16 protein-coding genes, 2 tRNA genes and 4 rRNA genes are annotated in these 25093 nt (G+C 58.0%); 9 read left to right on the plus strand and 13 right to left on the minus strand.

What is annotated here, in order from left to right:
* Positions 1 to 14 precede the first annotated feature (14 nt).
* The 3 genes from QQ992_RS00495 to QQ992_RS00505 form a co-directional block, all read right to left on the minus strand.
* Positions 15 to 1673 carry a Na/Pi cotransporter family protein gene (locus QQ992_RS00495; RefSeq protein ID WP_119368412.1) on the minus strand — a complete coding sequence of 553 codons (1659 nt, stop codon included), beginning with the start codon at positions 1671 to 1673 and terminating at the stop codon, positions 15 to 17.
* Between the two features lie 198 nt (positions 1674 to 1871).
* Entirely contained in the window at positions 1872 to 2642 is a 771-nt protein-coding gene (locus tag QQ992_RS00500; protein ID WP_286111918.1) for a TerC family protein, read from the minus strand.
* Between the two features lie 71 nt (positions 2643 to 2713).
* Positions 2714 to 4021: a CitMHS family transporter gene (locus QQ992_RS00505; RefSeq protein ID WP_016712867.1), complete on the minus strand. Its 1308-nt coding sequence runs from the start codon at positions 4019 to 4021 to the stop codon at positions 2714 to 2716.
* A 267-nt stretch (positions 4022 to 4288) separates the two neighbouring features.
* On the opposite strand from QQ992_RS00505, the gene QQ992_RS00510 reads away from it, so the two are divergent.
* Positions 4289 to 4690, plus strand: coding sequence for a GFA family protein (locus QQ992_RS00510; RefSeq protein ID WP_274081497.1), 402 nt, complete (start codon positions 4289 to 4291; stop codon positions 4688 to 4690).
* A gap of 137 nt (positions 4691 to 4827) precedes the next feature.
* On the opposite strand, the gene QQ992_RS00515 is transcribed toward QQ992_RS00510, so the two are convergent.
* The 10 genes from QQ992_RS00515 to QQ992_RS00560 form a co-directional block, all read right to left on the minus strand.
* Complete coding sequence (locus QQ992_RS00515) at positions 4828 to 6783, minus strand: DUF7844 domain-containing protein (RefSeq protein ID WP_286111920.1); 1956 nt, start codon at positions 6781 to 6783, stop codon at positions 4828 to 4830.
* A complete protein-coding gene (locus QQ992_RS00520) occupies positions 6780 to 7100 on the minus strand; it encodes a DUF2388 domain-containing protein (RefSeq protein WP_012316830.1) in 321 nt (106 codons plus the stop codon). The genes QQ992_RS00515 and QQ992_RS00520 overlap by 4 nt, the downstream gene beginning before the upstream one ends.
* Positions 7101 to 7136: 36 nt before the next feature.
* On the minus strand, positions 7137 to 7430 hold the full coding sequence (locus QQ992_RS00525; protein WP_286111922.1) for a DUF2388 domain-containing protein: 294 nt from the start codon (positions 7428 to 7430) through the stop codon (positions 7137 to 7139).
* An 87-nt stretch (positions 7431 to 7517) separates the two neighbouring features.
* Positions 7518 to 7835: a DUF2388 domain-containing protein gene (locus QQ992_RS00530; protein ID WP_286111923.1), complete on the minus strand. Its 318-nt coding sequence runs from the start codon at positions 7833 to 7835 to the stop codon at positions 7518 to 7520.
* 305 nt (positions 7836 to 8140) lie between these two features.
* Positions 8141 to 8356 carry a DUF1127 domain-containing protein gene (locus tag QQ992_RS00535; protein WP_003256968.1) on the minus strand — a complete coding sequence of 72 codons (216 nt, stop codon included), beginning with the start codon at positions 8354 to 8356 and terminating at the stop codon, positions 8141 to 8143.
* Between the two features lie 403 nt (positions 8357 to 8759).
* Positions 8760 to 10253, minus strand: coding sequence for a succinyl-CoA:acetate CoA-transferase ScpC (gene scpC / locus QQ992_RS00540; RefSeq protein ID WP_119368416.1), 1494 nt, complete (start codon positions 10251 to 10253; stop codon positions 8760 to 8762).
* A 186-nt stretch (positions 10254 to 10439) separates the two neighbouring features.
* Positions 10440 to 11876 (minus strand): NAD(P)(+) transhydrogenase (Re/Si-specific) subunit beta, encoded by a 1437-nt coding sequence (locus QQ992_RS00545; protein WP_105947046.1) that lies wholly within the window; start codon positions 11874 to 11876, stop codon positions 10440 to 10442.
* A 2-nt stretch (positions 11877 to 11878) separates the two neighbouring features.
* Positions 11879 to 12193 (minus strand): NAD(P) transhydrogenase subunit alpha part 2, encoded by a 315-nt coding sequence (locus tag QQ992_RS00550; RefSeq protein WP_016484308.1) that lies wholly within the window; start codon positions 12191 to 12193, stop codon positions 11879 to 11881.
* Between the two features lie 11 nt (positions 12194 to 12204).
* Positions 12205 to 13326, minus strand: coding sequence for a Re/Si-specific NAD(P)(+) transhydrogenase subunit alpha (locus QQ992_RS00555; protein ID WP_119368418.1), 1122 nt, complete (start codon positions 13324 to 13326; stop codon positions 12205 to 12207).
* Between the two features lie 434 nt (positions 13327 to 13760).
* Positions 13761 to 14660: a LysR family transcriptional regulator gene (locus tag QQ992_RS00560; protein ID WP_026020486.1), complete on the minus strand. Its 900-nt coding sequence runs from the start codon at positions 14658 to 14660 to the stop codon at positions 13761 to 13763.
* A gap of 161 nt (positions 14661 to 14821) precedes the next feature.
* On the opposite strand from QQ992_RS00560, the gene QQ992_RS00565 reads away from it, so the two are divergent.
* The 8 genes from QQ992_RS00565 to QQ992_RS00600 all read left to right on the plus strand — a co-directional run bounded on the left by QQ992_RS00565 (position 14822) and on the right by QQ992_RS00600 (position 25008).
* The gene (locus QQ992_RS00565) at positions 14822 to 16003 is read left to right on the plus strand and encodes an acyl-CoA dehydrogenase (protein ID WP_027917221.1); all 1182 of its coding nucleotides are present in this window, start codon (positions 14822 to 14824) and stop codon (positions 16001 to 16003) included.
* A gap of 14 nt (positions 16004 to 16017) precedes the next feature.
* Positions 16018 to 17238, plus strand: coding sequence for a CaiB/BaiF CoA transferase family protein (locus QQ992_RS00570; protein ID WP_286111926.1), 1221 nt, complete (start codon positions 16018 to 16020; stop codon positions 17236 to 17238).
* Between the two features lie 568 nt (positions 17239 to 17806).
* Positions 17807 to 19343 (plus strand): 16S ribosomal RNA (locus tag QQ992_RS00575).
* 279 nt (positions 19344 to 19622) lie between these two features.
* A 23S ribosomal RNA gene (locus QQ992_RS00580) occupies positions 19623 to 22514 on the plus strand.
* 133 nt (positions 22515 to 22647) lie between these two features.
* A 5S ribosomal RNA gene (rrf, locus tag QQ992_RS00585) occupies positions 22648 to 22763 on the plus strand.
* A gap of 446 nt (positions 22764 to 23209) precedes the next feature.
* Positions 23210 to 24746 (plus strand): 16S ribosomal RNA (locus QQ992_RS00590).
* The 16S, 23S and 5S rRNA genes sit together here with 2 tRNA genes alongside, the layout of an rRNA operon.
* Positions 24747 to 24831: 85 nt before the next feature.
* Positions 24832 to 24908 (plus strand) — tRNA-Ile (locus QQ992_RS00595).
* Between the two features lie 24 nt (positions 24909 to 24932).
* Positions 24933 to 25008, plus strand: a tRNA-Ala gene (locus QQ992_RS00600).
* The last annotated feature ends 85 nt before the right edge of the window (positions 25009 to 25093 follow it).

Below are 25093 nucleotides of genomic sequence, written 5' to 3' on the forward strand. Positions count from 1 at the left end.
CCTCAGGTAGGCATTCACGGCAGACGGGCTTCGTCCGGCACGCTGTCGAGCATCAGCCCGCCGGTGTCGGAGCCGCCCAGTACCACATAGGCACTGCTGCAGAACAAAGAGTTCAACCGCTTCATGTCGGCGATCAGCTCCAAGTGTAGCGAACTGGTTTCGATGCTTTGCACCACCTTACGCTGCAAGCGGCTGACGTGGGCATGCGCCAGGCGCCGTTCCTGGGCGCGAAAACGGCGTTTTTCCTTGAGTAGCAAACGGGCGCTTTCCGGGTCGGCGCTAAGGAATACCGACAGGCCAAGGCGCAGGTTGGCTAACAATTGCTCTTGCAGCCCGGTCAGTTCTTCCAGCCCCACCTGGGAAAACTCCCGGCGCTGGCTGGTTTTCTGCTGCTGGACCTTGCGCAACATGCGCTCGATGAGGTCGCAGGCGAGCTTGAGATTGATGGCCAGCTCGATGATCTCGGCCCAGCGGCGGTTGTCCTGCTCGCTGAGGTCTTCGCGCGACATCTGAGCAAGGTAGAGCTTGATGGCGCTGTACAGGGCTTCGGCATCTTCACCCAGGGCGCGAACCTGCTGTGGCAGGGCGGTCTGGGTGCCGCGCAGGGCCCCGAGCATGGCTTCGAGCAGGCTGTCGACGATATCGCCCAGGCGCAGGGTTTCACGGGCAGCGTTGGCAAGCGCCAGGCTCGGTGTTTCCAGCGCCGAGGCGTCGAGGTGGCGCGGGCGGATCTGGCCGTTGCCGTTTTCCCGCTCGGGCAGCAGGCTGTTGCACAGCCGGCCCATGAGTTTGACCGTGGGCAGCATGAGCAGGCAGCGCAGGGTGTTGTAGAGCAGGTGGAAGCCGATGACCAGCTCTTGCGGGCTGAAGCTGAGCGAGTCCATCCACTCCACCAAGGGGTGCAGCACGGGGATGATCAGCAGCAGGCCGATCAGCTTGTAGAGCAAGCTGCCCAACGCCACGCGGCGCCCGGCAGTGTTCTGCATGCTGGTACTGATGAAGGCCAGCAACCCGCTACCGATGTTGGCACCGACCACCAGGCCGATGGCCACTGGCAGGCTGATGACCTCGGCACCGGCCAATGTTGCGGTAAGCAGCACGGCAGCGAGGCTGGAATAGGAAATCATGGCGAACATGGCGCCGACCAGGGCGTCGAGCATGATGTCGCCAGTCAGCGAAGCAAACAGCACTTTCACGCCTTGGGCGTGGGTGATCGGCGCAGCTGCCTGCACGATCAGCTCCAGTGCCAGGATGATCAGGCCAAGCCCGATACCGACACGGCCCAGCTGGCCAGCCCGTGTCTGCTTGCGCGAGAGGAAGAAGATCACGCCCAGGAATATCAGCAAGGGTGATAGCCAGGACAGGTCGAAAGTGAGTACCCGGGCCATCAGCGCGGTACCCACATCGGCACCCAGCATGATCGCCAGGGCCGGGGTCATGGCCATCAGGCCCTGGCCGACGAAGGACGTGACCAGCATGGCCGTGGCGTTACTGCTCTGCACCATGGCCGTGACCAGTATGCCGGCAATGAACGCCAGCGGGCGCTTGTCCATGTTCTGGCTGATGATGCGCCGCAGGTTCGAGCCGAACACGCGGAGAATGCCGGTACGTACGATGTGGGTGCCCCAGACCAGAAGCGTCACGGCCGAGAGCAGGTTGAGCAGGGTCAGCATGGCGAAAGCCCCCTGTTGCACTGGCCCAGCGGGCCAAGAAAAGAAACGTGAGCGTTTGAAGAATTTTCGGTGCTCACTCAAAGCTTTAGTTGTTTTGCGCAGCTGTCGCCAGCTTCGCATGGCTGTCATGTGTTTGAAACCGATCAGACATGAAAAAGGGCCCTGCGAAGGGCCCTTTGTGTTTTGCGCTTCCTGGTCTTATTGACCTGGAATGTCCTTGCGCAGTTTCACCGGGTCATGCTCTTTGCCTTCCTTGCGGGCCGCGGCGGTGCGCATGCGGATGTTGATGGCTTCCACCGCCAGCGAGAAGGCCATGGCGAAGTAGACGTAGCCCTTCGGCACATGCACGTCGAACGCTTCGGCGATCAGCACGGTACCGACCACGATCAGGAACGACAGCGCGAGCATCTTCAGCGAAGGGTGCTTGTCGATGAAGTTGCTGATGGCGCCGGCGCACAACATCATCACCAGCACGGCAACGACGATGGCGGCGATCATCACCGGTACGTGGGAAACCATACCCACCGCAGTGATTACCGAGTCCAGCGAGAACACGATGTCGATAATGGCGATCTGGATGATGGTGTAGAAGAACTTGCCGCCCGCACCTTTCGGCTCTTCGGCGTTTTCGTCCTCGCCTTCCAGGCCGTGGTAGATCTCTTGCGAGCTTTTCCACAGCAGGAACAGGCCACCGAAGAACAGGATCAGGTCACGTCCGGAGATGCCTTGGCCAAATACCACGAACAGGTCGGCGGTAAGGCGCATGACCCAGGTAATCGATAGCAGCAGCATGATACGGGTGACCATGGCCAGGGCCAGGCCGAAGATCCGGGTGCGTGGCTGCATGTGCTTGGGCATGCGGCTGACCAGGATCGAGATCATGATGATGTTGTCGATACCGAGGACGATCTCAAGCGCGGTAAGGGTGAAAAAGGCAACCCAGATTTCCGGGCTGGTCAGCCATTCCATGTGTTTTCCTTCGAACGATAAAGGCGACGCGCCCCTGTCGAGGCGCGTCGCGTCAGACTAATACGTGTTTATTAAAGACTACTGAACAGCGGGAAAATCCCCATCAGCAGCGCGGCGAACATTATGCACAGGCATACCAGCACTGCCCACTTCAGGGTGAAGCGCTGATGATCGCCGAATTCGATACCGGCCAGAGCCACCAGCAGGTAGGTCGAGGGCACCAGCGGGCTGAGCAGATGTACCGGCTGGCCGACGATCGACGCACGGGCCATTTCCACCGGGGTGATGCCGTAGTGGCTGGCGGCTTCGGCCAGTACCGGCAGCACGCCGTAGTAGAACGCGTCGTTGGACATGAAGAAGGTGAACGGCATGCTCACGATCGCGGTGATCACAGCCAGGTATGGACCAAGCGCTTCAGGGATGACGGCCAGCAGGCTCTTGGACATGGCGTCGACCATGCCGGTACCCGACAGGATACCGGTGAAGATACCGGCGGCGAAGATCAGCCCGGTCACGGCCAGCACGCTGCCGGCGTGGGCGGCGATACGGTCCTTCTGCTGCTGCAGGCACGGGTAGTTGACGATCATGGCGATGCTGAAGGCGATCATGAACAGCACGGGCAGCGGCAGCACACCGGCGATCAGCGCGACCATCAGGGCGGCGGTCAGGGCACCGTTGAAGTACAGCAGCTTGGGCCGGCGCGCGTCAGGGTACTGCGAAACGGTGATTTCGCTGTGGTCGATGTCGTCAGTCGGCAGGTGCAGTTCACCCAGGCGGGCACGTTCACGTTTACCGTACATGTAGGCGATGGCCAGAATTGCCAGCACGCCGAACAGCATGGCCGGGATCATCGGTACGAAAATGTCTGATGGGTCTACGTGCAGGGCACTGGCGGCGCGGGCGGTCGGGCCACCCCACGGGGTCATGTTCATCACCCCACCGGCCAGGATGATCAGGCCGGCCATGATCCGCGGGCTCATGCCCAGGCGGCTGTACATCGGCAGCATGGCGGCGCAGCAGATCATGTAGGTGGTGGCGCCGTCACCGTCGAGCGAGACCACCAGGGCCAGCACGGCGGTACCGACAGAGACTTTGAGCGGGTCGCCCTTGACCAGTTTGAGGATCTTGCGCACGGCCGGGTCGAACAGGCCGGAGTCGATCATCAGGGCGAAATAGAGGATGGCGAACATCAGCATCACGCCGGTAGGCGCGAGCTTGCTGATGCCTTCGAGCATCATGGGGCCGATCTTGGCGGAGAAACCGCCGAACAGGGCGAACAGGATCGGTACCAGAATCAGCGCGATCAAGGCCGACAGGCGCTTGGTCATGATCAGGTACATGAAGGTGATGACCATGGCAAAGCCGAGGAAGGTCAGCATGGCAATACTCCAGGCGTGGCGCGGCGAAAGGAATGTCGATTCGGGCGGATCAGCGCGTCGGGCGCTGCGCAGGGAGCATGCGGAGGGGGACTACAGAAAGGCGGGCACAGGAATACATCAGAATCACCATTGTTGTTGTTGATTGGGCCGGGCTCGGTAATTACCGGGTGCCTTGGCTGACCGGTCTTGTGCCGGTAGTGGGGGCTATCCTATGAGCGCAAGCTTTCAGCCAGCTTTCGCCGAAGCAAAGGCGACGAGAGGTAGGTGATGCAGGATGTAACCGAAGGGGGCTGCCATTGTGGCGCCTTGCGTTACCGGCTGGTGGGTGACCTGACAGACATCGCCCACTGCCATTGTTCGATTTGCCGGCGGGTAAGCGGTGGGTTGGTGGTGACCTGGCTCACCCTGCCCCGCTCGGGGTTTCAGTGGTTGGCGGGTGAGCCGAACTGCTATGTGGCACCGGCCAGTTGCAGCCGGTACTTCTGTGGGCAGTGCGGGGCGCATGTGGCGCTGATGACTACCCATAGCCCGGAAACGGTCGATGTGACGGTGGCGACGCTGGATCACCCGGAGCGGGTCAGGGCCAACCGGCATATCTGGGTGGGTAGCCGGTTGCCTTGGTTGCATCTGGATGAACAGCTGCCTTCCGAGGCTGAGGAGAACCTGTAGGAGCGGCCTTGTGTCGCGAAAGGGCTGCAGAGCAGCCCCAGCAATAGGCGGGGCGACGCTGAAGTCCTGGGGCCGCTCTGCGGCCCTTTCGCGACACAAGGCCGCTCCTACAGAGGGCTATGCAAGCTGAACACTTCTTACAACTGCAGGCCACCCGCAGCTTTGTGCAGTGCCCGCAAATGTTCGCCAATCTGCTTCACGTTGGCCTCGACAGCCGCAATTTCCTTGGCCCGCGACGGCTCCAGCAGCGCCCTCACCTCTTTGTCCAGGCTGGTGCTCAAACGCAACAACTGTGCCTGGCGTTCGCTGCTCACCTGCTCAAGGTGCTTGCGCTCCTCGGGCTGCGGCAGCCCGTAGCCCTTGGCATCGAGCAGTTCTGCCGGGCGGCTGAGAAAGCCGCTGTTGGCGAGCATCTGCTTGAGGGTCGCATCGGCCTTGCTGACGCTGCCATCTTTCAGGGCAGCGGCATTCAGGTAGCGCTGCTTGACCTCGTCCTGGGCCAGCAGCAGTTGCCGGCGCAAGCTGGCCTGTTCGAGCAGCAGTAACGCGGCGCTGGTGCGCAGGTCGGCCTTGGCAAACCATGGGCGGCGCTGCTCGGCATCCAGTGCCAGCCAGTCTTCGACCAGGGCCTGCTTGATCGGCAGCTGTTTGCGCAGCACCTCGAACATGGCCTGGTAGCGGTCGCGATAGGAATCGAACCGGTAGCCCAGACGCAGCGCCTCACGCGGGTCATCCAGCACGCTGGTGTCTGCCAGCCCCCTGCCCTTGAGCACCGCCAGCAAGCCGTTGGGCATGATGCTGTCGAGGTCGTTGAGGCGTGGGTTGGCGGTACCGCTGCGCAGCAATTTCAACGACTCCACGGCACAGTTGTTGGACAGGAACCAGTAGTTGCCGTCATAGCTCCAGTGCATTTCGGCGGCCTGGCGTACCAGCTCCTCGATTTCGTTGCGGCTGAGCTTCAACGGTACCGAGGCAAGGCTGCGCAGCTCGGTCTTGGTGTATTCGTCGATTACCTGGCCCAGCGGCAACACGAATAGCCGCGAGGGGTAGTTGCCGACCAGGCCGTCCCAGCTGGACAGCTGTACATCGTTGACGAAGGCGCGGTACGACAGCACCAGGCTCTGGTCGAGGTCCAGGCGGCAGTCCGGCCCGCGTGGGCGGCCCGGCTTGCAGATCACCAGGCGCAGCATGCTGTGGCCCCAGCGGCTGACCAGGTTCTGGTTGGCTTCGGCCAGCAGGTAGTCCACTTCATAGACCCGCTCAGGGTCGATTTCACCCAGCGGCTGGCGGGCAAAGTCGCTGCCGGCATTGATGAACGGCAGGCCCTTGGCGCAGGTGTCCTGTTGCGGTGCCCAGCCGAAGTGCTCGCGCAGGTACTGGTTCAGCGCCGGGCGGCGGCAACCGTAGCTCGGGTCGAGGAGGAAGTACTCCATGTTGACCGCGATGTACTCCTTGGGGCTGCTCAGTTCATAACTGTCGGGGCTGCGCACGAACTGACCATTGTGCTGCTCGCGCTCGCCACGACGGCCTACGTACTGTTGCCAACCCGCCAGGTCGAGCAAACGCGGGTCGTCGCTGAGGGTGAAGCGGCGTTCGGCCTGGCCCCGGCACGCTTCGGGCAGGCCGATTTTGCCCAGCGTGCCTTGCTGGCGCTTGCAGCGGGCAATCAGCGAATGCTCGGCAGCGGGCCACAGGCGGGCACGGTCGTAGATATGGGTAAGCTCGTGCAGCACGGTGGCCAGCAATTCTTCGCGCACCGTGCCATGGGGGCGGTGGGTGCGTTCGGTAGCAGCGCTGCCGTCGGTGAGACCGGGCAGCAGGCGTCGATTGAGCTCAAGGGTGGACACCAGCGATGCCTGGCCGTAGGCATCTGCCGGCATGCTGTCGCTCCAGCTGACCCGCACGCGGCGGTCCAGCTGCTGCTTGAATCGGGGGGGCAGCTTGCCCAAGGCCTCATCGAGCAGGGCCTGGGTGGCTTGGGTTTGCTGCGGGTCCAGGCCGGTTGCCTGCAGCTGAAGCTGCAGGTCGGCCAATACGGGCGTGCCGGGCAGCGTCAGGGCGCAGCCGAGCAGCCAGGCACGCACGCGTTTCACAGTGCGAGGATGGCTTCGGCCAGTACCTGGTCGCTGGCGCCACGCGCTTCTGGCACGCGCTCGCGCAGGGTGTTGAAGGCCGCCTCAAGCTGGGCGCCGCGAATGTCACCGTTGCTGGCGACGAAGCTGGCAGCGTCGTCATGGGCTTCGCGCACCACTTTGGAGTCGCGAATCGAGGTGGTGGTGTCCGAGGTGAAGTCGATCGAGCGGCCAAAGGCACGCACGATGATATTGCTGGTGGCCACCAGGGTCTGTGCCTGGGCCAGGTCGGCCAGCAGCAGCATGCCGAGGGTAGCGGCAATCAGCGGTTTACGCATGGAGCATCTCCGAAAAATACAGGGAGTCAGATGTAGTTATTGGACGAGAATTGCCTGCGCCAGTTCCAGGTCGCCGACGGTGTGCCGTGCACAATTGTGGCGTAATGATTCCAGCGCAGCTTCCAGCCGCACACCGCGGATCTGGCCGTCGCTGGCCACGAAGGCCGCTGCATCGTCGCGCGCCTGGCGGACCAGTTTGCGATCGAAGGGTGCAGTGGTGACCTGGCTGGTAACATAGCCGGTAATGACCAGGCTTTGCGTGGTGGTATCCATGGCATGGGCGCTGGCCATGCCTGCAACGGAAAACAGCAGCGGCAACAGATAACGCATGGGCTCTACAACAGCTGGAAAGGTGGGGCGCAAAGGTTGGATGGCTGTGCTGGTAGTCACCAGCACAGCCAGAGGGCTCAGCTGGCGTCAGAGTGCCAGGATGGCCTGGGCCAGTTGCGCATCGCTGGCCTGCAACGCGGGTGCTTGCGAGCGGATGTGCAAGAAGGCGCTTTCCAGTTTGGCACCGCGGATGTCGCCCTGGCTGCCAACAAAGGCAGCGGCATCGTCGCGGGCGGCCTTGACGATCTTGTCGTCTTTGAACGAGGAGGAGATATCGGAAGTGGCATCGGTGGACGCGGCTACCGCGCCAACGACGGCGTCGGTGGTGACAACGAAGCTGGTGGCGTTTGCGGTGCCGGCCAGGCTCAGCATCAGGGTGGCGCCAATCAGGTATTTACGGGACATGATCGTGGACTCCTGGACTAGGGTCGGGGGGTTCTGCTTATCGGACGCTCGCACAGCTCGTCACGGTACTTTTAACAGTGGGTTCTACCAGACTGTGAAGCCAAGCGTATCACGCGCCGGTGTTTCCGGATGTTAATGAAAAGCGCGCCAACAAACTGTACCTATGTGTTTTTGTGATTATAAAAACTGTATTGGTTTGTTTGAGAGAGGCTCTAGCATGCGGCCTGGATGCAAAAAACCCGTTGCAGTTACCTGCAACGGGTTTCGGGAATTCGCGGTGCCGGCCGAAGCCGGCAAGCCGGTGCTTAGCGCCAGAAAGGCTTGCTCAGCTCTTCGTAACGCTGCGACTCGCTGATACCAGCGTCGGCCAGCAGGCGGGCGTCCAGGCGAGCCAGTTGACGGCGGCTAGCCATACGGCGCTGCCACAGCAGCAGGGTGGACAGTGCGCGCAGCGGCAGCGAGGCGTTGGATTGCTGGGCGTTGCTTTCAAAAACCAGACCGGAACTGAGGGTACGTTCCATGATGCTTCATCCTTCCGCTTATGGCGGGATTAGGTAGTGATTTAACTGATGCCAATGATCCTCCTCTGTCGTCCATAACAGTAGATACAGTTCAGTTGAAAGACGATGGCTCAGTTAACTGTGTAACCCTACTGTTGCACCCGAAACAAGCGCAACTGTACTGGTCTGCACGGTATTGGTGCGTTTCTGGCTGATGAGAGGATTTCACAAGGAAGGGACTGGCAGAAATACCAGTACAGTAGAACAGTTTTTATCAGTGATTGTGAGGGTGTTGTGGGAGCGGGCTTGCCCGCGAATCAGGCGACACGGAGGATGGCACCGGCTGTGCCGGTATTCGCGGCTAAAGCCGCTTCTACAGAGAGCGTGACCGGAACAGCACACGCTGTTCCGGATCACGAATTGATCAGCTAGCCAGCATGCGCCCGGTTTCTTCCAGGTTTTCGTGCCAGCTCAGCGCTTCACGCAGAATGTGTGGGGTATGGCCGCCACGCTGGCAGGCACGATCGAAGTAATCGTTCAGCGCAGCGCGGTAGTCTGGGTGCACACAGTTGTCGATGATCGCCCGTGCCCGCTCGCGTGGCGCCAAGCCACGCAGGTCGGCCAGGCCTTGTTCGGTGACCAGGATGTCCACGTCGTGCTCGGTGTGGTCGACATGGCTGACCATCGGCACCACGCTGGAAATCGCGCCGCCTTTGGCAATCGACTTGGTGACGAACACAGCCAGGTGGGCGTTCCGGGCGAAGTCACCCGAACCACCAATCCCGTTCATCATTCTGGTGCCGCACACGTGGGTGGAGTTGACGTTGCCGTAGATATCGAACTCCAGTGCGGTGTTGATACCAATAATCCCTAAGCGACGCACCACTTCCGGGTGGTTGGAGATTTCTTGCGGGCGCAGCACCAGCTTGTCCTTGTAGCGCTCCAGGTTGCCGAATACGTCGGCATTACGGCGAGTGGACAAGGTGATCGAGCTGCCCGAAGCGAAGCTCAGTTTGCCGGCATCGATCAGGTCGAAGGTGGAGTCCTGCAGTACTTCGGAGTACATGGTCAGGTCTTCGAACGGCGATTCGATCAGGCCGCACATTACGGCGTTGGCAATGCTGCCGATACCGGCCTGCAGCGGGCCGAGCTTGTTGGTCATGCGGCCAGCTTCAACTTCTTTCTTGAGGAAGTTGATCAGGTGGTCGGCAATGCCCTGGGTTTCGTCATCCGGCGGCAGCACGGTGGATGGGGAGTCCGGCTGGTCGCTGATGACGATGCCGACGATCTTGGCCGGGTCGATCGGGATGGCGGTGCTGCCGATACGGTCGTCGACCTTGACCAGCGGGATTGGCGTGCGGGTCGGGCGGTAGGTAGGGATATAGATGTCGTGCAGGCCTTCCAGGTTGGGGTTGTGCGAGAGGTTGATCTCGACAATCACCTGCTTGGCGAAGATCGCGAAGCTGGCCGAGTTGCCTACCGACGTGGTTGGCACGATGTGGCCTTGCTCGGTAATGGCCACGGCTTCGATGACGGCGATGTCCGGCAATTTCAGCTGCTGGTTGCGCAGTTGCTCGACAGTTTCCGACAGGTGCTGGTCGATGAACATCACCTGGCCGTCGTTGATGGCCTTGCGCAGGGTGCTGTCGACCTGGAATGGCATGCGGCGAGCCAGCACGCCGGCCTCGGTCAGTTGCTTGTCCAGGTCGTTGCCCAGGCTGGCGCCGGTCATCAGGCTGATTTTCAGTGGCGACTGCTTGGCACGTTCGGCCAGTGCATGCGGTACGGCTTTGGCTTCGCCGGCGCGGGTGAAACCGCTCATGCCGACGGTCATGCCGTCCTCGATCAGACCAGCGGCATCAGCCGCACTCATTACCTTGCTGTGCAGGGAGGACAAGCGGATACGATCACGGTACATGGATTGTTATCTCGGGCTACTGAAACTACTGCAGCGCAGTCTAGAGATTTCGCCCATTGCCGTCCCACGACCATGGTCGTATGAGAAGCCCTGAAGTAGAGCCGTTGATCCGGATCAATAAAAGAAAAGCCCCGGCAGATTCTGACCGGGGCTTCCTTTATATCAGCTGGTTTTCAGCAGTGGATGTCAGTCCACAGCCTTGACCATGTCTTCGATCACTTTCTTGGCGTCACCGAACACCATCATGGTCTTGTCCAGGTAGAACAGTTCGTTGTCCAGGCCGGCATAGCCGCTGGCCATGGAGCGTTTGTTGACGATGATGGTCTTGGCCTTGAAGGCTTCGAGGATCGGCATGCCGGCAATGGGCGATTTCGGATCGTTCTTCGCCGCCGGGTTGACCACGTCGTTGGCACCCAGCACCAACACCACGTCGGCCTGACCGAACTCGGCGTTGATGTCTTCCATTTCGAACACCTGGTCGTAAGGTACTTCGGCCTCGGCCAGCAATACGTTCATGTGCCCGGGCATACGGCCTGCCACTGGGTGGATCGCGTACTTCACGGTTACGCCGTTGTGGGTCAGCTTTTCGGTCAGCTCCTTCAGCGCGTGCTGGGCACGGGCCACCGCCAGGCCGTAACCTGGCACGATGATTACGCTGTCGGCGTTGCTGAGCAGGAAAGTGGCGTCGTCGGCCGAGCCGGACTTCACCGGGCGCTGCTCTTTGGAGCCTTGCGCCGCCCCGGTATCGGTGTCACCGCCGAAGCCGCCAAGGATGACGTTGAAGAACGAACGGTTCATCGCCTTGCACATGATGTACGAGAGGATGGCACCGGACGAACCCACCAGGGAACCTGCAATGATCAGCATCGAGTTGTTCAGCGAGAAGCCGATACCGGCCGCAGCCCAGCCCGAGTAACTGTTGAGCATCGACACCACCACCGGCATGTCGGCGCCACCGATCGGAATAATGATCAGCACACCCATGATGAAGGCCAAAACCAGCATCAGGGTGAAGGCACTGTAGTGGCCGGTGAAGGTGAACAGCAGGCCCAGGGCAATGGTGGTCAGGCCGAGGATCAGGTTCAGCTTATGCTGGCCGGCGAACTGTACCGGTGCGCCCTGGAACAGGCGGAACTTGTACTTGCCCGACAGCTTGCCAAAGGCGATTACCGAACCGGAGAAGGTAATGGCACCGATTGCAGCACCCAGGAACAGCTCCAGGCGGTTGCCGGTAGGGATCGGGTCGCTGATGGCGGCAACGATGCCCATCGACTGTGGCTCCAACACGGCGGCGATGGCAATGAACACCGCAGCCAGGCCGATCATGCTGTGCATGAAGGCGACCAGCTCCGGCATCTTGGTCATTTCGACGCGCTTGGCCATGATCGAACCGGCGGTACCACCAACCAGCAGGCCGACGATCACGTAGCCGATGCCGGCAGTAGCAAGCTCTGCCCCCAGCTTATAGATAAGGCCGACGGTCGTGAGGATGGCGATCCCCATGCCGATCATGCCGAACAGGTTGCCGCGCCGCGAAGTGGTCGGGTGCGACAGGCCCTTGAGCGCCTGGATGAAGCAGATCGACGCAACCAGGTACAGAAGTGTTACCAGATTCATGCTCATGCTTACTTCTGCCCCTCGTTCTTGGCTTTCTTCTTGAACATCTCAAGCATGCGGCGGGTGACCAGGAAGCCACCGAACACGTTGACCGCGGCCAGGGCCACGGCCAGGGTGCCCATCAGCTTGCCTGCCGGGGTAACGGTCAGGGCCGCGGCCAGCATGGCGCCGACGATAACGATTGCCGAGATGGCATTGGTGACTGCCATCAATGGGGTGTGCAGTGCCGGGGTGACGTTCCAGACCACGTGGTAGCCCACATAGATGGCCAGCACGAAGATGATCAGGTTGTAGATGCCATGGGAAATCAGCATATCTTCCATTGTCGTGCTCCTTAGCCGTTCTTGCGGACGACCTGGCCATCGCGGCACATGAGGCAGGCCGCGACGATGTCGTCTTCGAGGTTGATGACCAGTGCGCCGTCCTTGTCGAACAGCAGCTTCATGAAGTCCAGCAGGTTGCGTGCATACAGCGCCGAGGCATCGGCACCCACCTGGGCAGGCAGATTGGTCGGGCCGACAATGGTCACGCCGTTTTCCTGCACCACCTGGTCAGCAACCGTCAGCGGGCAGTTGCCGCCTTGCGCTGCAGCGAGGTCGATGACCACCGAGCCAGGCTTCATTTGCGCGACGGTTTCGGCGCTGAGCAAGGTCGGCGCCTTGCGGCCGGGGATCAGTGCGGTGGTGATGACGATATCCGCCTGCTTCGCGCGCTCATGCACGGCCTGGGCCTGGCGTTGCATCCAGCTGGCCGGCATCGGGCGGGCGTAACCACCCACCCCTTCGGCGCATTCGCGCTCCTCATCGGTCTCGTAGGGCACGTCGATGAACTTGGCGCCCAGCGACTCGATCTGCTCTTTCACGGCCGGGCGTACGTCGGACGCTTCGATCACCGCGCCCAGACGCTTGGCCGTGGCAATGGCCTGCAGGCCGGCAACGCCCGCACCCAGAATCAACACGCGTGCGGCCTTAACGGTACCGGCAGCGGTCATCAGCATGGGCATGAAGCGCGGGTAGTGATGGGCCGCCAGCAACACAGCCTTGTAACCGGCGATGTTGGCTTGCGACGACAGCACGTCCAGGCTTTGCGCCCGCGATGTACGCGGTGCGGCTTCCAGGGCGAAGGCGGTAATGCCGCGTTCGGCCATTTTGCCGATCAGCTCGCTGTTGAAGGGGTTGAGCATACCCACCAGAAGGCTGCCACTGTTGATCAGGGCCAGTTCCTGGTCGTTGGGGGCGACCACTTTGAGTACCAATTGGGCGCCGTAGGCGTCGGCGGCATTCCCGAGGGAAGCACCCACGGCCTCATAGGCACTGTCCGGAATGGCGGCGTTAAGCCCTGCCCCCCGTTGGACGGTGACCTGATGGCCCTGGCCAATCAGTTTCTTGATGGTTTCCGGGGTCGCAGCGACCCTTGTCTCACCGGTCTGCGTCTCGAGAGGAACACCAATGTGCACGACTTTTCTCCTGCGGTGACCTTTTGTCTTTGTAAAAGCCAGCACACTTCGGATGGTGCGCTGGGGCGGCTGTGGAGCGCCGACCCGCCAGTTCCCGGGCGGGCGAAGCATTTTGCAGACGAACCAAGGGGCCTTCAACCGGTTCTGGAGCGAAACGAAGTCAAAACTACAAGTCACCCTGTGACCGCTTGTCGCAGCAGTAAGGCTGTAGCCCGTCAAGCATGGGCTATTGGCAGATTAGGAGAAAAAAACAAAAATATTTCGGTGATTTCGCTTACGGCACGCTGAGTGTCGCAAAATAACCCGCAAGGCCGCGTGCTTAGCAGGGTTAAAGGGTATTTTCTGGCTTGCATAACAGTTTACGGATATGCGACAAATTCATATATCTGTAGGTGTTTAAAATAATTGACTACAGAGTCAATTTGTCGCGCTGCTCATTTTCTTGCGGTGTAGGCGTGGGCCTGGCTTACCAGCCAGTCCCGGAAGGCGCGTAGTGATGCCGATTCCACCTTGCGCTCCGGAATCATCAGATAGTAGGCCTTGTCGCTATCGAGGGCATGCCTGTTAGCGACCACCAGCCTACCCTCCTCCAGTTCGCGCTGGATCAGGAACGGCGGGATCAGCGCGATCCCCATTTCATGTATGGCTGCCTGGGCGAGCATCGAGAATAGTTCATAACGCGGGCCTGTCATGTCGCGCTCCACATTCATCCCCAGGCTGCCGAACCATTGCCGCCAGGCGTAGGGGCGCGTGCTTTGCTGCAACAGGGGTAGTTGGGCGATGCGCTGTGCTTCAAGCATGCCCTGCCCGGCCAGCAATGCCGGGCTGCAGACGGGGACCGGGTTTTCCCCCATCAGCCGGTGAGACTGGGTGCCGGACCAGTCGGCATCACCGAAATAGATCGCGGCATCGAACGAAGTGTCGGCGAACAGGAATGGCCGGGTTCGGTTGGTGAGGTTGACCGTGACCTCCGGGTGGCGTTGCTGGAAGTCTTTGAGGCGCGGAAGCAGCCATTGAGTGCCGAAGGTAGGCACCACTGCCAGTTCGATCACGCTGGCCCCCTGCTGGCCCATCACCGACAAGGTATCGCGCTCCACGGCGTCCAGTTGGGCGGCAACCTGACGGCTATAGGAAAGGCCGGCTTCGGTCAGCTTCACGCCGCGGCGCGAGCGGCGGAACAGTTCCACATTGAGAAAGGCCTCCAGGCCGCCAATCTGGCGACAAACGGCGCCCTGGGTCAGGGCCAGTTCCTGGGCGGCCTTGGTAAAGCTCTCGTTGCGTGCTGCCGCCTCGAAGCAAACCAGGGCAGCAGTACTGGGGATCTTGCGGCGCATGTACGTCAACCTCACTTGTAAGGCTGTCAATATGGCGTTTTGCCGATTTACGAAGTGACAAATTATCACTAATTGGTGCGCAATCCTCGTTTGTCCCGGCGGCCGATCAGGCCTAGGCTCAAAGGCACAAGAAACTGCCCCCTATTTCGAGGATTTCGCTCATGGCCGGTAAAGCAAGCTTCAACTGGATCGACCCGCTGCTGCTGGATCAGCAGCTCACTGAAGAAGAGCGCATGGTGCGTGACAGCGCTTATCAGTTCGCCCAGGACAAGCTGGCCCCTCGTGTACTTGAAGCGTTCCGCCACGAGCAGACTGACCCGGCGATCTTCCGCGAGATGGGTGAAGTCGGCCTGCTGGGGGCAACCATCCCTGAGCAGTACGGTGGCAGCGGCCTGAACTACGTGTGCTATGGCCTGATTGCGCGTGAAGTGGAGCGTATCGACTCGGGCTATCGCTCGATGATGAGTGTGCAGTCGTCGCTGGTCATGGTCCCGATCAATGAGTTCGGTACCGAAGCACAAAAGCAGAAATACCTGCCCAAGCTGGCCAGTGGTGAATGGATCGGTTGTTTCGGCCTGACTGAGCCTAACCACGGCTCTGACCCAGGCTCGATGATTACCCGCGCAAGGAAGGTAGATGGCGGCTACCGGCTGAGCGGCAGCAAGATGTGGATTACCAACAGCCCGATCGCTGATGTATTCGTGGTCTGGGCCAAGGACGATGCCGGTGATATCCGCGGCTTTGTGCTGGAGAAGGGCTGGGAAGGCCTGAGTGCGCCGGCTATCCATGGCAAGGTTGGCCTGCGCGCCTCCATCACCGGTGAAATCGTCATGGACAATGTGTTCGTGCCAGAAGAGAACATCTTCCCGGATGTGCGCGGCCTCAAAGGTCCGTTCACCTGCCTGAACTCAGCCCGTTATGGCATTTCCTGGGGGGCGCTGGGTGCCGCCGAAGCCTGTTGGCACACCGCACGTCAGTACACCCTTGATCGTCAGCAGTTCGGTCGCCCGCTGGCAGCTAATCAGCTGATCCAGAAGAAGCTGGCCGACATGCAGACCGAAATCACCCTGGCACTGCAGGGCTGCCTGCGCTTGGGGCGCATGAAGGACGAAGGGACGGCTGCGGTGGAGATCACTTCGATCATGAAGCGCAACTCCTGCGGCAAGGCGCTGGATATTGCCCGCATGGCGCGTGACATGCTGGGTGGTAATGGCATCTCCGACGAGTTCGGCGTTGCCCGTCACTTGGTCAACCTGGAGGTGGTCAACACCTACGAAGGCACGCACGACGTGCATGCATTGATCCTGGGGCGTGCGCAAACCGGTATCCAGGCCTTCTATTAATAAGGAGCCAGCCCATGGGCGCGTTATCACATCTGCGGGTGCTGGACCTTTCGCGCGTGTTGGCCGGCCCATGGTCTGGCCAGATTCTCGCTGACCTGGGCGCTGATGTGATCAAGGTCGAGCGCCCGGGCAGTGGTGACGATACCCGGGCGTGGGGGCCGCCCTTCCTCAAGGATGCGGCAGGAGAGAACACCAGTGAGGCGGCTTACTATCTGTCGGCCAACCGTAACAAGCGCTCGGTAACCATCGACTTCACCCAACCTGAAGGGCAGCGCCTGGTGCGTGAGCTGGCGGCGAAGTCCGATATCGTCATCGAGAACTTCAAGGTGGGTGGGCTGGCTGCTTATGGGTTGGACTACCAGAGCCTGAAGGCGGTCAATCCACAGCTTATCTATTGCTCCATCACGGGGTTTGGCCAGACCGGACCCTATGCCAAGCGTGCGGGTTACGATTTCATGATCCAGGGGCTGGGCGGGCTGATGAGCCTGACCGGCCGCCCGGAGGGCGAGGAAGGCGCAGGGCCGGTCAAGGTAGGTGTGGCGCTTACCGACATCCTTACCGGGCTTTATTCCACGGTGGCGATGCTCGCTGCCCTCGCCCACCGGGATCAGGCCGGGGTGGGGCAACATGTCGATATGGCACTGCTCGATGTGCAGGTGGCTTGCCTGGCGAACCAGGCAATGAATTACCTGACTACGGGTGCCCCGCCTCGCCGGCTAGGTAATGCGCATCCTAATATAGTGCCCTACCAGGATTTCCCGACGGCGGACGGTGACTTCATTCTTACCGTGGGCAACGACAGTCAGTTCCGCAAGTTCGCCGAAGTGGCCGGGCAGCCACAGTGGGCGGATGATCCGCGTTTCGCCACTAATAAGCTGCGGGTAGCCAACCGGGCGGAGCTGATTCCTTTGATCCGCCAGGCCACGGTGTTCAAGACCACGGCCGAGTGGGTAAGCCAGTTGGAAGCTGCGGGCGTGCCATGTGGGCCGATCAATGACCTGGCGCAGATGTTTCAGGACCCTCAGGTGCTGGCGCGGGGTTTGGCAGTGAGCATTCCCCATCCGCTGGCGGGTAGCGTTCCGCAGGTGGCAAGCCCGATACGGTTGTCGGAGACGCCAGTGGAGTATCGCCGGGCGCCGCCACTGTTGGGTGAGCACACTGAGCGGGTGCTGGGGGAAGTGTTGGGGCTGCAAGCGGGAGAGGTGCAGCGCTTGCGTGATGCGGGCGTGCTGTAGAGCTGTCCGGTGTTGCTGAAAAGCGGGGAGGCCGTCAGGCCTCCCCGCTTTGCTTTTCAGCGATGTTAAGGTTTCTTGAAATTAAGGGTTGACGCGCTTTCGAATCCCCTTATAATGCGCCCCACTTCCAGCGACATCGGAACGAAAAACTCCTTGAGATTCAACGAGTTAACTAGTTAAGGTGGAGTTGAAAGGGCTACGATCGAATGATCGCAAGCGGTTGAAATGGTGGTTGACAGCGGTTTTAAACGCTGTATGATTCGCCTCCCGCTACGAGAGATCGCAGCGAGCCAAGTGTTTGAAGCTAAACGAGTTTCTCGCAAAAAACTTCAAAATAAACGCTTGACAGGCTCTGAGGAAAGCGTAGAATGCGCGCCTCGGTTGAGACGAAAAGCTCTTAACCAAACGCTCTTTAACAAATCGAATCAAGCAATTCGTGTGGGTGCTTGTGAGTACGGACTGGTAGTCAAAAAGATTATCAGCATCACAAGTGACCATGCGAGAAATCACATAGTCATTTGAGATTGCTGAGCCAAGTTTAGGGTTTCTTAAAAACCCAAGCAGTATTGAACTGAAGAGTTTGATCATGGCTCAGATTGAACGCTGGCGGCAGGCCTAACACATGCAAGTCGAGCGGATGACGGGAGCTTGCTCCTTGATTCAGCGGCGGACGGGTGAGTAATGCCTAGGAATCTGCCTGGTAGTGGGGGACAACGTTTCGAAAGGAACGCTAATACCGCATACGTCCTACGGGAGAAAGCAGGGGACCTTCGGGCCTTGCGCTATCAGATGAGCCTAGGTCGGATTAGCTAGTTGGTGGGGTAATGGCTCACCAAGGCGACGATCCGTAACTGGTCTGAGAGGATGATCAGTCACACTGGAACTGAGACACGGTCCAGACTCCTACGGGAGGCAGCAGTGGGGAATATTGGACAATGGGCGAAAGCCTGATCCAGCCATGCCGCGTGTGTGAAGAAGGTCTTCGGATTGTAAAGCACTTTAAGTTGGGAGGAAGGGCAGTAAGCTAATACCTTGCTGTTTTGACGTTACCGACAGAATAAGCACCGGCTAACTCTGTGCCAGCAGCCGCGGTAATACAGAGGGTGCAAGCGTTAATCGGAATTACTGGGCGTAAAGCGCGCGTAGGTGGTTTGTTAAGTTGGATGTGAAAGCCCCGGGCTCAACCTGGGAACTGCATCCAAAACTGGCAAGCTAGAGTACGGTAGAGGGTGGTGGAATTTCCTGTGTAGCGGTGAAATGCGTAGATATAGGAAGGAACACCAGTGGCGAAGGCGACCACCTGGACTGATACTGACACTGAGGTGCGAAAGCGTGGGGAGCAAACAGGATTAGATACCCTGGTAGTCCACGCCGTAAACGATGTCAACTAGCCGTTGGAATCCTTGAGATTTTAGTGGCGCAGCTAACGCATTAAGTTGACCGCCTGGGGAGTACGGCCGCAAGGTTAAAACTCAAATGAATTGACGGGGGCCCGCACAAGCGGTGGAGCATGTGGTTTAATTCGAAGCAACGCGAAGAACCTTACCAGGCCTTGACATGCAGAGAACTTTCCAGAGATGGATTGGTGCCTTCGGGAACTCTGACACAGGTGCTGCATGGCTGTCGTCAGCTCGTGTCGTGAGATGTTGGGTTAAGTCCCGTAACGAGCGCAACCCTTGTCCTTAGTTACCAGCACGTTATGGTGGGCACTCTAAGGAGACTGCCGGTGACAAACCGGAGGAAGGTGGGGATGACGTCAAGTCATCATGGCCCTTACGGCCTGGGCTACACACGTGCTACAATGGTCGGTACAGAGGGTTGCCAAGCCGCGAGGTGGAGCTAATCTCACAAAACCGATCGTAGTCCGGATCGCAGTCTGCAACTCGACTGCGTGAAGTCGGAATCGCTAGTAATCGCGAATCAGAATGTCGCGGTGAATACGTTCCCGGGCCTTGTACACACCGCCCGTCACACCATGGGAGTGGGTTGCACCAGAAGTAGCTAGTCTAACCTTCGGGAGGACGGTTACCACGGTGTGATTCATGACTGGGGTGAAGTCGTAACAAGGTAGCCGTAGGGGAACCTGCGGCTGGATCACCTCCTTAATCGACGACATCAGCCTGCTGATGAGCTCCCACACGAATTGCTTGATTCATTTGCTGATGAGAATTCAGAAATGAGCATTCCCTGCGAATGTTGATTTCTGACTTTTGTCAGGCCGTTCTTTAAAAATTCGGATATGTGATAGATATAGACTGATGACCAGTTTCACTGCTGGAAATCAGGCTAAGGTAAAATTTGTGAGTTCTGCTCAGTAATGAGCGAAATGCGAATTTTCGGCGAATGTCGTCTTCACAGTATAACCAGATTGCTTGGGGTTATATGGTCAAGTGAAGAAGCGCATACGGTGGATGCCTTGGCAGTCAGAGGCGATGAAAGACGTGGTAGCCTGCGATAAGCTTTGGGGAGTCGGCAAACAGACTGTGATCCAGAGATCTCTGAATGGGGGAACCCACTCAGCATAAGCTGAGTATCTTGTACTGAATACATAGGTGCAAGAGGCGAACCAGGGGAACTGAAACATCTAAGTACCCTGAGGAAAAGAAATCAACCGAGATTCCCTTAGTAGTGGCGAGCGAACGGGGACCAGCCCTTAAGTTGATTTGAGATTAGTGGAACGCTCTGGAAAGTGCGGCCATAGTGGGTGATAGCCCCGTACACGAAAATCTCTTGTCAATGAAATCGAGTAGGACGGAGCACGAGAAACTTTGTCTGAATATGGGGGGACCATCCTCCAAGGCTAAATACTACTGACTGACCGATAGTGAACCAGTACCGTGAGGGAAAGGCGAAAAGAACCCCGGAGAGGGGAGTGAAATAGAACCTGAAACCGTATGCGTACAAGCAGTGGGAGCCTACTTGTTAGGTGACTGCGTACCTTTTGTATAATGGGTCAGCGACTTATATTCAGTGGCGAGCTTAACCGAATAGGGGAGGCGTAGCGAAAGCGAGTCTTAATAGGGCGTTTAGTCGCTGGGTATAGACCCGAAACCGGGCGATCTATCCATGGGCAGGTTGAAGGTTAGGTAACACTGACTGGAGGACCGAACCGACTACCGTTGAAAAGTTAGCGGATGACCTGTGGATCGGAGTGAAAGGCTAATCAAGCTCGGAGATAGCTGGTTCTCCTCGAAAGCTATTTAGGTAGCGCCTCATGTATCACTGTAGGGGGTAGAGCACTGTTTCGGCTAGGGGGTCATCCCGACTTACCAAACCGATGCAAACTCCGAATACCTACAAGTGCCGAGCATGGGAGACACACGGCGGGTGCTAACGTCCGTCGTGAAAAGGGAAACAACCCAGACCGTCAGCTAAGGTCCCAAAGTCATGGTTAAGTGGGAAACGATGTGGGAAGGCTTAGACAGCTAGGAGGTTGGCTTAGAAGCAGCCACCCTTTAAAGAAAGCGTAATAGCTCACTAGTCGAGTCGGCCTGCGCGGAAGATGTAACGGGGCTCAAACCATGCACCGAAGCTACGGGTATCATCTTATGATGATGCGGTAGAGGAGCGTTCTGTAAGCCTGTGAAGGTGAGTTGAGAAGCTTGCTGGAGGTATCAGAAGTGCGAATGCTGACATGAGTAACGACAATGCGAGTGAAAAACTCGCACGCCGAAAGACCAAGGTTTCCTGCGCAACGTTAATCGACGCAGGGTTAGTCGGTCCCTAAGGCGAGGCTGAAAAGCGTAGTCGATGGAAAACAGGTTAATATTCCTGTACTTCCAGTTATTGCGATGGAGGGACGGAGAAGGTTAGGCCAGCCTGGCGTTGGTTGTCCAGGTTTAAGGTGGTAGGCTGAAATCTTAGGCAAATCCGGGATTTCAAGGCCGAGAGCTGATGACGAGTTGCCTTTAGGCGACGAAGTGGTTGATACCATGCTTCCAAGAAAAGCTCCTAAGCTTCAGATAACTGGGAACCGTACCCCAAACCGACACAGGTGGTTAGGTAGAGAATACCAAGGCGCTTGAGAGAACTCGGGTGAAGGAACTAGGCAAAATGGCACCGTAACTTCGGGAGAAGGTGCGCCGGCGAGGGTGAAGGACTTGCTCCGTAAGCCCATGCCGGTCGAAGATACCAGGCCGCTGCGACTGTTTATTAAAAACACAGCACTCTGCAAACACGAAAGTGGACGTATAGGGTGTGACGCCTGCCCGGTGCCGGAAGGTTAATTGATGGGGTTAGCGCAAGCGAAGCTCTTGATCGAAGCCCCGGTAAACGGCGGCCGTAACTATAACGGTCCTAAGGTAGCGAAATTCCTTGTCGGGTAAGTTCCGACCTGCACGAATGGCGTAACGATGGCGGCGCTGTCTCCACCCGAGACTCAGTGAAATTGAAATCGCTGTGAAGATGCAGTGTATCCGCGGCTAGACGGAAAGACCCCGTGAACCTTTACTATAGCTTTGCACTGGACTTTGAATTTGCTTGTGTAGGATAGGTGGGAGGCTTTGAAGTGGGGACGCCAGTTCTCATGGAGCCATCCTTGAAATACCACCCTGGCAACTTTGAGGTTCTAACTCAGGTCCGTTATCCGGATCGAGGACAGTGTATGGTGGGTAGTTTGACTGGGGCGGTCTCCTCCCAAAGAGTAACGGAGGAGTACGAAGGTGCGCTCAGACCGGTCGGAAATCGGTCGTAGAGTATAAAGGCAAAAGCGCGCTTGACTGCGAGACAAACACGTCGAGCAGGTACGAAAGTAGGTCTTAGTGATCCGGTGGTTCTGTATGGAAGGGCCATCGCTCAACGGATAAAAGGTACTCCGGGGATAACAGGCTGATACCGCCCAAGAGTTCATATCGACGGCGGTGTTTGGCACCTCGATGTCGGCTCATCACATCCTGGGGCTGAAGCCGGTCCCAAGGGTATGGCTGTTCGCCATTTAAAGTGGTACGCGAGCTGGGTTTAGAACGTCGTGAGACAGTTCGGTCCCTATCTGCCGTGGACGTTTGAGATTTGAGAGGGGCTGCTCCTAGTACGAGAGGACCGGAGTGGACGAACCTCTGGTGTTCCGGTTGTCACGCCAGTGGCATTGCCGGGTAGCTATGTTCGGAAGAGATAACCGCTGAAAGCATCTAAGCGGGAAACTTGCCTCAAGATGAGATCTCACTGGGATCTTGAATCCCCTAAAGGGCCGTCGAAGACTACGACGTTGATAGGTTGGGTGTGTAAGCGCTGTGAGGCGTTGAGCTAACCAATACTAATTGCCCGTGAGGCTTGACCATATAACACCCAAGCAATTTGCGCGTCAGAGCCAAATTGTGGTGGTGAAGACGAAAGAACCGAAAGTTCGCAACCACAAATTCACATATCCGAATTCGCTAGAGCATCCATCTGGATCTTCTGGCAACAGAATTTCTTGACGACCATAGAGCATTGGAACCACCTGATCCCATCCCGAACTCAGCAGTGAAACGATGCATCGCCGATGGTAGTGTGGGGTTTCCCCATGTGAGAGTAGGTCATCGTCAAGATTCATTTCGCAAAACCCCTATCTGCACATGCAGGTAGGGGTTTTGTCTTTAAGTAGAAGCTATCGCTTCTCCTGGTAGGCTGAAAGCCAACCGGTGGTGGTAAAAAGGTGGTTGACAGCGTTTTTGAATGCTGTATTATTCACCTCCCGCGACGAGAGATCGAAGCGAGTTAAGTGTCTGAAGTTAAACGAGTTTCTCGAAAAAACTTCAAAATAAACGCTTGACAGGCTCTGAGGAAAGCGTAGAATGCGCGCCTCGGTTGAGACGAAAAGCTCTTAACCAAACGCTCTTTAACAAATCGAATCAAGCAATTCGTGTGGGTGCTTGTGAGTACGGACTGGTAGTCAAAAAGATTATCAGCATCACAAGTGGCCATGCGAGAAATCACATAGTCATTTGAGATTGCTGAGCCAAGTTTAGGGTTTCTTAAAAACCCAAGCAGTATTGAACTGAAGAGTTTGATCATGGCTCAGATTGAACGCTGGCGGCAGGCCTAACACATGCAAGTCGAGCGGATGACGGGAGCTTGCTCCTTGATTCAGCGGCGGACGGGTGAGTAATGCCTAGGAATCTGCCTGGTAGTGGGGGACAACGTTTCGAAAGGAACGCTAATACCGCATACGTCCTACGGGAGAAAGCAGGGGACCTTCGGGCCTTGCGCTATCAGATGAGCCTAGGTCGGATTAGCTAGTTGGTGGGGTAATGGCTCACCAAGGCGACGATCCGTAACTGGTCTGAGAGGATGATCAGTCACACTGGAACTGAGACACGGTCCAGACTCCTACGGGAGGCAGCAGTGGGGAATATTGGACAATGGGCGAAAGCCTGATCCAGCCATGCCGCGTGTGTGAAGAAGGTCTTCGGATTGTAAAGCACTTTAAGTTGGGAGGAAGGGCAGTAAGCTAATACCTTGCTGTTTTGACGTTACCGACAGAATAAGCACCGGCTAACTCTGTGCCAGCAGCCGCGGTAATACAGAGGGTGCAAGCGTTAATCGGAATTACTGGGCGTAAAGCGCGCGTAGGTGGTTTGTTAAGTTGGATGTGAAAGCCCCGGGCTCAACCTGGGAACTGCATCCAAAACTGGCAAGCTAGAGTACGGTAGAGGGTGGTGGAATTTCCTGTGTAGCGGTGAAATGCGTAGATATAGGAAGGAACACCAGTGGCGAAGGCGACCACCTGGACTGATACTGACACTGAGGTGCGAAAGCGTGGGGAGCAAACAGGATTAGATACCCTGGTAGTCCACGCCGTAAACGATGTCAACTAGCCGTTGGAATCCTTGAGATTTTAGTGGCGCAGCTAACGCATTAAGTTGACCGCCTGGGGAGTACGGCCGCAAGGTTAAAACTCAAATGAATTGACGGGGGCCCGCACAAGCGGTGGAGCATGTGGTTTAATTCGAAGCAACGCGAAGAACCTTACCAGGCCTTGACATGCAGAGAACTTTCCAGAGATGGATTGGTGCCTTCGGGAACTCTGACACAGGTGCTGCATGGCTGTCGTCAGCTCGTGTCGTGAGATGTTGGGTTAAGTCCCGTAACGAGCGCAACCCTTGTCCTTAGTTACCAGCACGTTATGGTGGGCACTCTAAGGAGACTGCCGGTGACAAACCGGAGGAAGGTGGGGATGACGTCAAGTCATCATGGCCCTTACGGCCTGGGCTACACACGTGCTACAATGGTCGGTACAGAGGGTTGCCAAGCCGCGAGGTGGAGCTAATCTCACAAAACCGATCGTAGTCCGGATCGCAGTCTGCAACTCGACTGCGTGAAGTCGGAATCGCTAGTAATCGCGAATCAGAATGTCGCGGTGAATACGTTCCCGGGCCTTGTACACACCGCCCGTCACACCATGGGAGTGGGTTGCACCAGAAGTAGCTAGTCTAACCTTCGGGAGGACGGTTACCACGGTGTGATTCATGACTGGGGTGAAGTCGTAACAAGGTAGCCGTAGGGGAACCTGCGGCTGGATCACCTCCTTAATCGACGACATCAGCCTGCTGATGAGCTCCCACACGAATTGCTTGATTCATTGTAAAAGACGATGCTGTAACGCAACCCTGTTATAGGTCTGTAGCTCAGTTGGTTAGAGCGCACCCCTGATAAGGGTGAGGTCGGCAGTTCAAATCTGCCCAGACCTACCATTACATGGTAAAGCCGTAGAATACGGGGCCATAGCTCAGCTGGGAGAGCGCCTGCCTTGCACGCAGGAGGTCAGCGGTTCGATCCCGCTTGGCTCCACCACTTACGCAGTAACAGTAGCTTGTCAGAACTTAGAAATGAGCATTCAGTTTGAATGTTGATTTCTGACTTTTGTCAGATCGTTCTT

Source organism: Pseudomonas kurunegalensis (assembly GCF_030291635.1).
Taxonomy (GTDB): domain Bacteria; phylum Pseudomonadota; class Gammaproteobacteria; order Pseudomonadales; family Pseudomonadaceae; genus Aquipseudomonas; species Aquipseudomonas monteilii.